We start from the raw sequence: 14127 nt of genomic DNA on the forward strand, positions 1-14127 counted from the left end.
ATTTTTTACACCTGAAAAGACTTATCTACGTGCTCTACAATTAAATCGCGTAATGTTTCTACCGTTTCCCACTCTGTATTAGTACCTGAGTTATATTTAAAACCAAATGGTACTTTTTCTGCATTGTGGTGCTTCATAAATTCCTCTTCTGAATAGGTATATGAAACAGAAGGCAAAATTGCGTAGTAATGGCCCAAATCAATAGTATTTAATGAGTCAGTATCGGTGATCATTTCTTCGTGTAGTTTTTCACCTGGGCGAATGCCTACAATTTTTGTTTCACATTCTGGCGCAATAGCTTGTGCAATATCAGTAATTTTATATGACGGTATCTTAGGTACAAAAATTTCGCCACCTAAGTGATGCTCTAGCGCGTACATCACCATATTTACGCCATCTTGAAGCGAAATATTAAATCTTGTCATTTCTTCGTGGGTGATCGGTAATACACCTTCTTTTCGCTTTTCAATAAAGAACGGAATTACAGAGCCGCGCGAGCCCATTACGTTACCGTAACGAACAACACTAAATTTAATATCTTTAGAGCCTTTAATGTTATTGGCTGCAGCAAATAGCTTGTCTGATGCAAGCTTAGTCGCACCATAAAGGTTGATTGGCGCACACGCTTTATCGGTAGACAATGCAACAACATCTTTTACACCACACGCTAGTGCAGCAGTTATCACGTTTTCAGCACCATCAACATTAGTGCGAATACATTCTGTTGGGTTATATTCAGCTGTATCTACTTGCTTAATTGCCGCTGCATGAATAATTACGTCAACACCTTCACACGCTTGCTGTAAACGATCACGATCGCGTACATCGCCTATAAAAAAGCGCAAATTTGGGTACTCGTTATGCGGATACTTTTGTTTGATGATTGATTGTTTCAATTCATCTCGTGAATAAATGATGATTTTTTTTACATCTGGGTATCTGTTTAAAATCGTCTCGATAAACTTTTTACCAAACGAGCCTGTACCACCCGTGATTAATACTGTTTTGTTGTTAAGCATTTTATCCCCTCTAAATTAAAGTAATTGTGTAATTCGTCACTTAAGTTCGAAACTAAAGACTTTTTATCACCAAATGGTTCAGAAACTATATGAGTAATACTTTCAAACCAAACGTCTGTGTTGTTTTCGTTTTTTATTCTCCAGCTAACTTCTGCTGAATTCCCCAAGCCAAAAGCAGGAACACCTAGTGCCCCAGCTAGCTCCAAAACGGATGTGCAAGGCGCTATCACTAAATCTAAAGACATCATGAGGGCTGCAACACTATCAAAATCATTGTACTGATCGATACCTTCTATATTTAACAGTTTATTAGGGTGATTTTTCTGAACCCATTCAAGTTCTGCTTGACATTCATCATATTGCAAATTGACAAAAATTATGTCTTCCAATTCAAACAATGGAGCTAACTCTTGAATACTTAGATAATGAATTTGCCTTGTAAAAGAAGTCAGGCTACTTCTCCAGTTAACGCCAACTAACTTTTTGCCTTTTGGTAGTAACTTAGTGTACTTTTCAATCAACTCAGGTTTAGGGCGAAAAATAGCTTCTCCATTAAAATCACAGTAATCTCTTCTAAAAGTTGAAATCAAATCACATAGCAATATAGTTGATTTTGCACTTTCTATGATTGGAAGGCTATTGTTATCTAATATAGCTCGTAGGTTTGAGTCAGGTAGTTTATCGTAATTTGTAATTGGATTATTAGCGTCAAAATCTCTTACTCTTGCTACTGGTATAAAGTCAATTTCAGGAAAAGAGCGCTTTAATATAGTGTGTAGTCTTTTTTCACATGTAAAGCGAACATTTTGCGCACCAAAATAATTAACAATATCCTTATACAAGGATGCAAATCTAATTTCATCTCCTGGACCATAGGCTGAAATAACTATCAAATCCTCAGAAGCTAGTTCAAGATCTTCCTTTGCTTTATAATTGTCAAAAAGGTGTAATAACTTCTTTCTGAAAGGAGTCTCGAGATAACAATCATAAGCCTCTCCAATTTTTCCTGTTCCTAACAGGCTCGGCATTTTTAGCGTACTAGCTAGTATCAACCCCTTGCTTTCATATAGCCCTAATAACTCATTAACTTCTTCGAAATTGCCAACTTGATTACTTAAGCGCGTAACCTCTTTGAAAACAGGCAGGGTTGGAGTTTTCAAAAGGAAATCTTTTAAAATGTGAAGTGCCTCTGTATGGTTGCCTTGCCCACTTAAAGCTAAAGCATAAAGTATACACAGCTTTTCTGTAACTCCTTTATCTAGAATAGCTTTTTTAATTAGTAACAAAGCTTTACTGTATTCACCAATTTCTAATAGAAGCACAACTCTTTTTTCAATCAAGTTGTTATCAAGCAAAGCTCCTTTATAAAAGTGCTCAATACCAAAATATCCTAAGAAATTACACTCAGTGGAAAACGCTTTTAAGTTTTTTTGTGTTGTTAGAACTTTCTCAGGTTTTAAATTCTGTTCAAGCGCTAGGAGTTCGAATAAATATTCACTATCGTGGGATTTCTTTAACTTAGGTGATATCCTTATCAAGTCAGAACATTTAGCCAAAGCTTTACGGTTAAATGATAATACGTTGATATCTTTGATTAAGTTATATATATAGTAAGCATCTTCAAAAAGTGACAACAATTCTAGCGTTTCTGCCAATTTCAGCATTATTAGCAAAGGGTTGCTTGTTGATACAAGATATGAATGTAGAACAGGGGTGAGTTCTTTTAGTTTACCACTTTCTTGAAGGGTATTTATAAAATCAATATTTAACTCGTTAAGTTTAGTTTTCTTGAGTAAATTACTCAGGCCTTCTTTTTCAACAAAGTGAATATCGTCAAAAGCTAATTCAAAGTCACCACTTTTAGAGAATAGCCAGCGATAATGCTCACTTAAATCTAAATCTAAATCCAAATCATCTTTAGTACTCTCATGCAGAACATTTAATACGTTATTAAATGTCGCCAATGAAACACTGTTCCTTACTTTTGTTAAATATAACTCAATTGCACCGCTAAATTTTAGAAAGTTACACACTAACAATATGAGCGAAGTATTGTAATGCTCACAACCTACTCTAACTAGCTTATTTAACGGAGCATTCCGAACCAAGTTTAGAATTGCCTTTTCTGATTCAAGTCCAACTAAGCTATTTATTGCCTGTATTTCTGAATTAGAACTCTCTGGGGAGTATATATCTCTGCGTTGATGTTCTAGTAATTTTTTATCCGATACTATCTTTGTAGCGGAACTTAAAAGCCCTTCATAACTATTATCTAAATCAGCTAGGTACCTAGGATACAAGAGATAAGCACCTGCAAAAAGCTCCTCTAGAGTCAAAGAACGCTTCCTTCTTTCCAAGTTAACTCTATCATCTGTCACCCCCCACCCCGAATAAAAAGGCGCTCCGACTGTAGTGACCTTCACTCCCCGAATAATTGCCTCAAACCCAGATAACGAACTAATAGTGTAAACATGCTCTACAGACTCTAAAAACTCAATAAAAGAAATGTCTGGTGGAGATATTGTTGCGTACTTTTCAACTTTTCTACTTTTAAATGCTGATTGTTGAAAACCTTTATATACTTCAGGGTGTGGGCGATAAATTATTTCGCAATCAGGGTTTTCATATGCTGCTAGCTTCACTAACTCTTCAGAACTCCAAGCATCAGGGTTTCCATATTTAATAGAAGCATCGCCATCAACTTGGCCAAGCACTGCCACTATTTTCTTGTCCTTAAAAGCTTTATTTAGCTCCATTTTACTAGTTGTTGGTAGATTATACTTAGAGAGTTTTAACTTCTTAATGACCTCCAATGAAGCTCGTGCTTGTAAAATCAAATTAGGATTAGATTTAAAATCATACGTGTTATATATATTTTCAATATCAGAAGGCTCATTGCAATTGTAATAAAAGCCTGTTTTATCCAAAATAAGTGAATATGGCGTTGAATGTTGAGCACCTAATTTTGCTGAACGAATAAACCCATCTTCCATACGGTAAATCGGTAAATTATTCTTTTTGGCATAGTGTGTAATTGCGCTAGATTCGGTATAGCCCCAAACAATGATTACAGATGGTTTCACTGTAAGCTTTGCGAGCTTTTTAACCGCCCTTGAGCTCATTAGCTTTCTGGGTAAAAATGCTGTTCTATATTCTGGCAAATAATCTGCTGAAAAACCTAATTTCCAATCATTAAATCCTACCATTAAAGCAATTGGTTTTTCTTGTTCGTTTTGCCAGTTATCACCAACTAAATACAACTTCTCATAACCTGAGTTTTCACCAAGAACTTTATAAGAGTCATGTACAAAATAGTCATACTCAGTGCCTTTTGGAACTTTTTTACTATAAAAGTCTTTAACTCTTTGGCTTACATACAACTCTGACAGCTTCTTAACTTCAAGGGTCTCTTTAGCTAGGCCACTGCTATAAATTTTTTGAAACCTATAACGCCATACGTTACTGAAGATAAAATGCTCCTTTTCCCTAAAGTTTTTAATGCCATGATAAGTAACATCAGCAAGCGCTCTGGTATTCGTTTTATCAATAAGTTTATTTATCAACTTTTTGGTTTTGTTAACGTCTAACATGGTTTTCCCTTAGGTGTTGTACTGCTGTTTTACAACATTACAACTGGATCATAATCTTTAACTAATAATGGAAAATTTATCCATCATTTATTTTGTATTTCGCGGTAACACATCAATGCGTGTTATGTAGCATCACAATGCTCTGCTACTCCAAATTAAATAAATTCTGCAATAGGCTTTGTATATATTTCAACGGTAACAATCTTTAATGAAATATATGCTTCAACGGCTATTATGTTTGTTCTGTTATATACCGTTTTACCCTTAATAAGTTAATCCGCTGTTTTATATACTTGTACAGCGTGTTTGCAACTGCTTTGCGAGTTGCAATTTGCTGGTTAAATTTAAGCTCAGCAATTAGCTCTAAACTTGCTTTTTCATTGTATTGCGGCACACAAAAAGGGGGGTCTACAGCTACTTTATGCACAGCGTCTGAAGATGAATATACGCTTTCACCAAACGCCATTACCGGTTTTCTAAACGCCAAGGCTTGGATTAACGCTGTGCTATTTATTCCTATAACAATATCACTTTCGGCAATTTTGCTTTTAATATCGCCGCTCGCATCAAATATAAAGTCTTTTCTATTACTTTTTAGCGCGTAATTATACGTAGCTTTCGGATGAGGTCTAACAATTATTTCCACATTTTTGTCTGGCAACCAATCAGCTAAAAAGTCGATAAACGCTTGCATTGATGAAAACGGAGAGTGGTTGAGTATGTTTGAATCTGTATCTACCTGAAGTGGCACTAAAATTTTTAGTGTATTACTAGCACAATTTACTCGTAAATAATCTTTCGTGTACTCAGTAATAAACCCGCTTACTTTTTCCAACTCACTGTGGTTGAGTGCTGGCGGGCAGGTTTTGGCAAGTAGGCTTTTGCCATTCACCCCATAAGGATCAATATAAATGCTATTAGATTGATCAAACCAGCCTACTTCGGCAAATTGTTTTTGTATATTTGGGTAAGTTTGTAAACAGCTTAAAAAGGTTTGCTGATATTCAAAATTACCATTCCATATCAACACTTCATCAAACTGATTATTAACTAAAACACTGTGGTAAAACTGGGTTCTTCTGGGTTGTTGTTCTTGCCACTCAGTTGAAAGCACCTTTTCTTGCTTTAAATAAAAGACATTTTCAAACTGCGTAAAATTAATATATTTCGCGATGGTATGTTCGTGGTGCGAATAACCAACAAACTTTGCATTAAGAAAAACACATACTTGGTTTTCTAAAATAATGCTCACTTTATAGTTTTTAGATATGTACCGCGCTACCAATTGATTTATAATCGGCGCTCGGTGTTTATTGGCAAGTGGAAGGTAAATAAGAAGATGTTTCACAAAGATTTAAGCTTTAATGTCCGTTTTAAATTATATGGCAACTTTGTTTTTCAAAGAAAGTCTTTTAATATACTAAGATTCCCTCTTAGGGTGCTGATGATTCCCTCTTAGGGCGCTGATGATTGTATCTATTTAACACAATAATTACAATCCCACACCCTAATAATTATAGGTTATCCGAACAGGAACTAAGTATGACCATTTTGTACGACTTTATAGAAGTTGCAGGCGGTGCAGAGAAAGTGTCTGTAGAGCTAGCAAATTCATTAAAGTGCCCTCTAGTTGTTAGTGGCATTAACGATCAAGCTATCGATTTATTGCCAAAAATTGAAAATGAAATAATAACCTTGGGAAACTTAACAGCTTTACCTGTCTGGAAGTCAATAAAATCAATTAAGCTATTTGAGCAAATCAACCCAGACTACTTAGCAGCAGATAAAGTTCTTTTTTCTGGAAGTAATGCTCCCATTGCGGTACAACACTCTTGCGCAGCTAAAAATTTTTATTACTGCCATACACCACCTAGGTTTGCTTATGATCTCTTCGATTACTATCAAAACACTCTACCAAGCTGGCAAGCACTTATAATTAAAAAACTAGCGCAAACAGTGAAAAGAAAATATGAACCAGCAATTCAGCAAATGGATCATGTGTATGCTAATTCACATAATGTAAAAAACCGTTTAAAGAAATACTTAAATGTAGAATCAACGGTAATTTACCCCCCAGTTGATATTAGCCGATACTTTAATTCATCAAATAATGGTTACTACTTATCAACAGCTCGCTTGGAAGAATATAAACGAGTTGAGCTAATTGTTGATGCTTTTAAAGAGATGCCTAGTAAAGAACTAGTAATGATCTCTGGGGGAAGTCTTCTTAAAAAGCTACAGGAAAGTGCTAAAGGTTACTCAAATATCAGTATTGTGGGCTGGACAGAGCAAACAAAATTGTACCAATATATTGCCGAATGTATAGCGACAATTTACATCCCCGTCGATGAAGATTTTGGCATGTCTCCTGTTGAGTCTATGGCCGCGGGAAAACCTGTAATTGGCGTTAGTGAAGGTGGTGTTAAAGAAACTGTAGTCGATTCTGTTACGGGCATACTTATACCTCCATCCCCAACAAAAGAAGATCTTATAAACGCAGTTATTAAACTTGATCAAAATGCGGCGAATAAAATGAAAAGTGCTTGCGTAGAAAGAGCTAATCAATTTAAACCGCGTCATTTTTTTGATAAATTCAGAGACATAATGCTGTAACTTAATGGTTACTTCTAAAAATAACTTTATTAAGAAAAGATCTTATGATTTTACCAATAATTCTAGCTGGCGGGTCTGGTTCTCGTTTATGGCCTATGTCTCGTAGTAATTACCCTAAGCAATTTCTTTCCCTCGATGGAAAGCTAACTATGTTACAACAAACATTACAGCGCCTTGATGGATTAAATGCACAACCACCTATGGTCGTTTGTAACGAAGAACATCGCTTCATTACTGCAGAGCAAATTCGTCAACTAGGGATTACTCACAGTGGTATTTTCCTAGAGCCTATGGGTAGAAATACAGCACCAGCAATAGCACTTGCGGCATTTAAAGCACTCGAAAATAACGATGATCCGTGCTTACTCGTTTTGCCTGCCGATCATGTTATAGATGATAACGAAATTTTTCAGCGCAGTATTGAATGCGCAAAGGCGTTAGCAAGCGAAGAAAAACTTGTTACTTTTGGCATTGTTGCGAATAAACCTGAAACAGGCTATGGCTATATTAAACGAGGAAAAGCTCTCAGCCATCAAGACGCTTATCAAGTTAATAGCTTTATTGAAAAACCAGATGCTAAAAAAGCGGCTGAGCTGATTGCTACTGGCTCATATTATTGGAACTCAGGCATCTTCATGTTTAAAGCAAGTAGCTATTTAAGAGAATTAAAAACTTTCTACCCAGAAATCTATGCAGCTTGCGAAAAAGCGATAAAAATTCAAAAAAATGATATGGACTTTATTAGAATTGATAAAGAGGCATTTGAGCTATGCCCTAGTCAATCAATAGACTATGCCGTTATGGAGAAGACTGAAAGTGCGGCAGTCGTTCCTTTAGATACTCAGTGGAGCGATGTAGGTAGCTTTTCTGCGTTGTGGGATATTTCAGAAAAAGACTCTGATGGCAATGCAATATTCGGTGATGTGAAGTGTTTTAACACTCAGAACTCGCTCATTTTTGGCGACAGTAAACTTGTAACGACTTTAAATGTACAAGATTTAGTCATAGTTAATACTAAAGATGCCATTCTCGTCGCAAATAGAAATAACTCTCAAGACATTAAGCATATTGTTAACCTATTAAAAGATGAAGAGCGTTCTGAAGTCACTGTTCATCGAGAAGTTTATCGCCCATGGGGAAAATATGATTCAATTGATAATGGAGAGCGCTTCCAAGTTAAACGTATAACTGTTAAGCCTGGTGGGAAATTGTCAGTTCAAATGCACCATCACAGAGCTGAACACTGGATAGTTGTTTCTGGAACCGCTAAAGTTCAAGTAAATAATGACATTAAGCTCATTACAGAAAATGAATCTGTATATATACCTATAGCCGCAGTGCATGCATTAGAAAACCCAGGAAAAGTAAACCTTGAACTCATTGAGGTTCAGTCAGGCTCTTACTTAGGCGAGGATGATATAGTTCGCTTCGAAGATAAATACGGCAGAGTGAAGGAAGTTTAGGTTGATTGATTCCATAAAACTTTTAGAGTCAACAAATATATCCTTCGGCACCTCTGGGGCACGCGGATTGGTGAGCGATTTTACACCCGATGTATGCGCCGCATTTGCGCTGGCCTTTGCTCATGTTATGCAGCAAGAAGGTGAAGTAACCACAATCGCATTAGCCATTGATAACCGTCCGAGCAGTTACCAAATGGCGCAAGCAATAAGCGCCGGACTTGAACAAGTAAATATTAAAACATTTTACTGCGGTGTTATTCCAACTCCTGCTCTGGCTTTTTATGCTATGCAGCAAGCTATACCCTCGATTATGGTTACTGGTAGCCATATCCCATTTGACCGTAATGGACTAAAGTTTTATCGCCCGAATGGCGAAATAACCAAAAGTGATGAAGTGGCTATTTTAAACGCCGATGTCAAATTTAACTCTTTAGCTAATTTACCCAACCTTGTATACAGAGATGAAGCTAAATCTTTATATATAAAAAGAAACATAGATGTGTTTCCGAGCGATTTACTAGTAGGTAAGCGCATTGGTATTTATGAACACTCAAGTGCAGGGCGTGATATTTATTGTGACATATTTGAATCGCTCGGTGCTGAAGTGATTGCTCTTGGTCGCAGTGATGAGTTTGTTCCCATAGATACTGAAGCAGTTTCTTTTGAAGATAAGCAGCTTGCACGTGCGTGGGTGAAAGAATATAAATTAAACGCTCTATTTTCTACTGATGGTGATGGTGATCGCCCACTATTATCAGATGAAAATGGAGAGTGGTTAAGAGGCGATGTTTTAGGGCTAATCTGTTCCAAGTTATTGAACATTGAAGCATTATCAACACCGGTTAGTTGTAACTCTGCAATTGAAAAATCGGATTCATTTAAGTCAGTAGTTCGAACGAAGATAGGCTCTCCATACGTTATTAGTGAATTTGAAGATCTTACGAAAAAATTTGCAACAGTTGCTGGTTTTGAAGCAAACGGGGGGTACCTATTAGCCTCAACAGTTCAGGTTAATGGTAGATCAATTTCACCTCTTCCAACAAGAGATGCTGTATTACCCGCCATCGTAGTTTTAAGTCAACTACAACAAACAACTATTTCGAAGTTAGTTGAGTTACTCCCTCAACGCTTTACAGCAAGCGATCGAATTAAGGATTTTGCTAGAGATAAAAGCTTACAGCTGATACACGACATTAGTCAAAACTCATCTTTGTGGCTACCAAAACTAAAATTAAGCAATGTTTTGACAAATATTGATAAAACGGATGGTTTTAGAATGACTTTCGAAAATGGTGATATTATTCACCTAAGGCCGTCTGGTAATGTTCCGGAGCTTAGGTGTTATGCAGAGTGCGGTAATCAAGAAGAAGCAGAAAAATTAGTTCAGACTGTACTTAATGCAATAAAAACACTTTAGCTAAAACAATTACATTGTGACAGTTGAAAAATTGCGTTTTAGCTTCTAGGCCAATGTTAGTTTAATATAACTAACATTGGCCTTTTAATTATGCGTTCAACAATGCATCAATTATACGTTTGCATGCTTTGCCATCGCCGTAAGGGTTATGTGCTTTACTCATTGTTGTGTATAAATTGCTGTCTTCAATTAGTTCACTAACAGAGTCTACAATTTTTTCTACATCTGTACCTACAAGCTTAACTGTACCTGCGGCCACAGCTTCTGGGCGCTCTGTTGTATCTCGCATTACAAGTACTGGTTTACCTAAGCTTGGGGCCTCTTCTTGCACGCCGCCAGAATCTGTTAAAATCAAATAAGAACGGTCCATTAAATACACGAATGGTAAGTAATCTTGCGGTGCGATTAATTTCACATTGCTTTTATCTGCCAACAAACGATTAACAGGTTCTTGTACGTTAGGGTTTAAATGTACAGGGTAAATAAAATTAAAATTCGGGTACTTAGTAGCTAACTGTGAGATAGATTCGCAAATTCGCTCAAATCCACCACCAAAACTCTCTCGGCGATGCCCTGTGATCAGCACGTATGGTTTATCAACGATATCTGTAAACTTCTCTGCCATAGAACTTTGAGTTGCAGCTGTTGGCAGCACTTCATTTTTCACTTGCAATAATGCATCAATAACAGTGTTACCGGTAATCACAATATCAGACTCTGAAACATGCTCATGCAAAAGGTTATTTGCCGATGCTTGTGTAGGAGCAAAATGCTTTGCTGCTATAACACCTGTTAAAGTTCGGTTAGCCTCTTCTGGCCAAGGGCTATATAAGTTGCCAGTTCTTAAACCAGCTTCAACATGGCCAACTTTAATTTGTTTGTAAAATGCAGCCATTGATGCCGCAAATGTCGTCGTTGTGTCACCATGAACTAGAACCCAATCCGGCTTGAACTCTTCAAGCACATCGCGTAAACCTAACAAAATTTTACTTGTCACATCGTATAGGTCTTGCCCTGATTTCATAATATTCAGGTCAAAATCTGGGGTGATATTAAATAAAGCAAGCACTTGGTCTAGCATTTCTCTATGCTGGGCAGTAACGCAGACTTTTGATTCTATGTGAGGGTTTTCATTTAAAGCTAATACCAGTGGCGCCATTTTTATTGCTTCTGGTCGCGTACCAAATACTGTTAATACTTTCATTTACTTTCCTACATGCAAAAGCCTGCCAAAAGGCAGGCTTTTATTTATTATCTTATTATTTAAAAAATACCGCGGCTATCAACAACCACTTTCTTTGCAACACTCTCTGGTGGTAAAAGTTTAAACTCTTTATGGTCGACCAATACTGCAAGGGTATTACTTTTCTCAAGCGCTTCTTCAAGTGAAACTAACTTTACACCTAAGTCTATTAATGATTTAGGCAACTCATCAATATTAGGCTCAACAACCAATACTTCTGCATTATTATTTTCAGCTAACATTTTTGTGATATCTAAAGCTGGGCTTTCTCGTAAATCATCTATATCAGCTTTAAATGCTATACCTAAGCATGCTATCACTGGTTTCTTAAACTGATCAGCTGCATCTGTAATTTGTTTTAATACATAATGTGGCTTGCTGTCATTAACTTCTCGGGCTTGACGAATAAGCTTTGCAGTATCGGGGGCAGAACTAACAATAAACCAAGGATCAACTGCGATGCAATGACCACCTACACCAGGCCCTGGGTTTAAAATGTTTACTCGCGGATGGCGATTTGCAAGCTTGATAAGCTCCCACACATCAATACCTAATTTATCACATATCATTGATAATTCATTGGCAAAGGCAATATTTACATCGCGGAATGAGTTTTCAGTCAATTTGGCCATTTCAGCCGTTCTAGCATTAGTAAGTAAGCACTCACCAACCACAAAGGTTTTATATAAAGCAACAGCTTTAGTTGAACATGCTTCTGACATACCACCAATAACACGGTCATTTTCAACTAACTCACGTAAAACATGACCAGGAAGAACACGTTCTGGACAATGTGCTACATTGATATCTGCGTCAGACCCGTGTGTTTGCGGAAAAGTTAAATCAGGACGAGCTTCAGCTAACCATCTAGCTAATTCTTCAGTTGCACCTACCGGTGACGTCGATTCTAAGATAACTAAGTTACCTTTTTCGAGTACTGGTGCAATAGATTTAGCTGCTGCTTCAATATATGATAGATCAGCCTCATAATTTTCTTTAAAAGGAGTCGGTACCGCAACCATAAACGCCTGTGCTTTTTCTGGTTGAGTAGTGGCTTTTAAATTACCCGCTTTAACAGCGCTACGCACAACCATATCCAGATCTGGCTCTACGATATGTACATTCCCTGCATTAATTGTATCTACTGCATGCTGGCTTACATCTACACCAATAACGTTAATCCCACGAGAAGCAATAACCGCCGCTGTAGGTAAACCAATGTAGCCAAGGCCTACGACTGATACACTCTTAAATTCCATCATGACTCCAAACTGGTAAAAATTGCAGCTATTATAGCTTGATTAGTCAGAAAAACGCTAAAAAAAATGTATAAGAGTTGTTACCAATATCTATAACCAGAGTTAATAACTTAGAAAGTTAAGCTTGGTTTTTGATCTCTTTTTAGATAAGGTACGAAGAAAGCATTACACATTCTACATTAAAAGGCATTACATAAATTTAATGCCTTTTAATATGAGATATATTCTACTAGTTAATCTCGGCTAACGTGGTTGCCTTTCATGTAGCCCTTCCACCTTTCTATCAAATCAACAAACGGATCATCTTTCTCGATATGATTAAGTGCCATCATCATGTCAATGTGAACAGTATGATAATGCCAATTAGCATGGTTTGGGTAAGCTTTCGCTGTGTAATAGGTCAAATCATAATTTGTCCTGTGTCCAGTATCATATAAAGGAATAATTTCTTTTAAAGTTCCTACGCCTTTTTTGTAAATTGATTTGTACTCAATATCACCTGTCGCCTGCCATAAATCGTAGGCACCCAATAATGAAAATTGATATCCATTTAATACATGGCTCGCAGGGGTTGTTGGGTATTCTTCATAGAATGGAAACTCTTCATTACCTTGCCAATATCTTAATACTCCACCTTCCTCAACAGGTGTAGTGTAAATATCTGCAGCATATTCCGCTGCCTGTATATATTTTTCATTGTTTGAAATTTGGTATGCCCGAGTTAAGGCTGAAATTCCCGTCCCTTGAGCTATCGCGGAATACCAGCCACTGTTTAAGGTTTCAACTCGATTAACAAAAAATAAGAAATCAAAGTTATATGGCCAACCACCACTCAAGTCTTGGTTTTCAACCAACCAGTCGTTTTGAGTAAAGAAATCAGAAAAGTCATCATTTGAATACACTTTAATATCTGATAGCTCTAAACTTCCCCTTAACAGTAAGCTTTCAACGCTTTGAAGCTGCAGTGCTTCATCCTTAATTGTTAGGTCTCTTTGTAAATTTCTTACAATTGTTGACCACTCTCCAGGCTCTGTCTTGACCGGGATATATATATAATCACCTTGGACTGAAGGTAATTCTTTACCATCATTTCCATCGTAATAGGTGATGTATTTCTCACCTAAATTTGTTTTAACCCGAAAGTAAAAGCGAAAGTTTTCAACTGGGTTTACTTTCCAGCTAATAATGCTTGCATCGCTTAGGCTTGAAAGCAACTGAGGATTTGCAAGCTTATAGCCGTGTGATAAATCATTACCGACAAACTGCTTTACATTCTTGCGTAACTCACTGTTATATAAGTACTTTACCTCGCTACCAGCTGAATACCCCGTATATAAATCCCAAGTAGAATTGTTTGGAATTAATTCGTCACCCTTACGGTGAATTGTTTGGCTATATAGCTGTAAGGCATATTGAGCAACCGTTGTAGGGTTATACTCTATACCCCACGGCGGGATCGCACTTTGTAAAAAGGCTTTAACATCCGCCTCTTTTCTGATCTAATAACGCCCACATTGTCACTA

At 37.0% G+C, this 14127-nt stretch carries 9 protein-coding genes; 3 read left to right on the plus strand and 6 right to left on the minus strand.

The genetic code is table 11. From position 1 onward, the window contains the following. Window positions 1–5 precede the first annotated feature (5 nt). The 3 genes from pseB to HUS62_RS23385 form a co-directional block, all read right to left on the minus strand. A complete protein-coding gene (gene pseB, locus HUS62_RS14375) occupies window positions 6–1019 on the minus strand; it encodes a UDP-N-acetylglucosamine 4,6-dehydratase (inverting) (RefSeq protein WP_175080059.1) in 1014 nt (337 codons plus the stop codon). Beyond that, window positions 995–4609, minus strand: a complete 3615-nt coding sequence (locus HUS62_RS14380; protein ID WP_175080060.1) for a hypothetical protein — start codon at window positions 4607–4609, stop codon at window positions 995–997. Before HUS62_RS14380 ends, pseB begins: the two co-directional genes overlap by 25 nt. A gap of 232 nt (window positions 4610–4841) precedes the next feature. Next, on the minus strand, window positions 4842–5861 hold the full coding sequence (locus HUS62_RS23385; protein ID WP_175080061.1) for a hypothetical protein: 1020 nt from the start codon (window positions 5859–5861) through the stop codon (window positions 4842–4844). Between the two features lie 290 nt (window positions 5862–6151). Here HUS62_RS23385 and HUS62_RS14390 point away from each other — a divergent pair, with 290 nt between their 5' ends. The 3 genes from HUS62_RS14390 to HUS62_RS14400 are packed head-to-tail and all read left to right on the plus strand — an operon-like array spanning window position 6152 to window position 10102. Beyond that, window positions 6152–7222: a glycosyltransferase gene (locus HUS62_RS14390; protein WP_175080062.1), complete on the plus strand. Its 1071-nt coding sequence runs from the start codon at window positions 6152–6154 to the stop codon at window positions 7220–7222. 44 nt (window positions 7223–7266) lie between these two features. Next, window positions 7267–8685, plus strand: coding sequence for a mannose-1-phosphate guanylyltransferase/mannose-6-phosphate isomerase (locus HUS62_RS14395; protein WP_175080063.1), 1419 nt, complete (start codon window positions 7267–7269; stop codon window positions 8683–8685). A 1-nt stretch (window position 8686) separates the two neighbouring features. Next, the gene (locus tag HUS62_RS14400) at window positions 8687–10102 is read left to right on the plus strand and encodes a phosphomannomutase (RefSeq protein ID WP_175080064.1); all 1416 of its coding nucleotides are present in this window, start codon (window positions 8687–8689) and stop codon (window positions 10100–10102) included. Between the two features lie 88 nt (window positions 10103–10190). Here HUS62_RS14400 and wecB read toward each other — a convergent pair whose 3' ends face one another. The 3 genes from wecB to HUS62_RS14415 all read right to left on the minus strand — a co-directional run bounded on the left by wecB (window position 10191) and on the right by HUS62_RS14415 (window position 13818). Then, window positions 10191–11306 carry a non-hydrolyzing UDP-N-acetylglucosamine 2-epimerase gene (gene wecB / locus HUS62_RS14405; protein WP_175080065.1) on the minus strand — a complete coding sequence of 372 codons (1116 nt, stop codon included), beginning with the start codon at window positions 11304–11306 and terminating at the stop codon, window positions 10191–10193. 59 nt (window positions 11307–11365) lie between these two features. Then, entirely contained in the window at window positions 11366–12604 is a 1239-nt protein-coding gene (gene wecC, locus HUS62_RS14410; RefSeq protein WP_175080066.1) for a UDP-N-acetyl-D-mannosamine dehydrogenase, read from the minus strand. Between the two features lie 233 nt (window positions 12605–12837). Further along, a complete protein-coding gene (locus HUS62_RS14415; RefSeq protein ID WP_175080067.1) occupies window positions 12838–13818 on the minus strand; it encodes a D-glucuronyl C5-epimerase family protein in 981 nt (326 codons plus the stop codon). Window positions 13819–14127 lie beyond the last annotated feature (309 nt).

It is taken from the genome of Pseudoalteromonas sp. 0303 (genome assembly GCF_013349995.1).
Classification (GTDB): domain Bacteria; phylum Pseudomonadota; class Gammaproteobacteria; order Enterobacterales; family Alteromonadaceae; genus Pseudoalteromonas.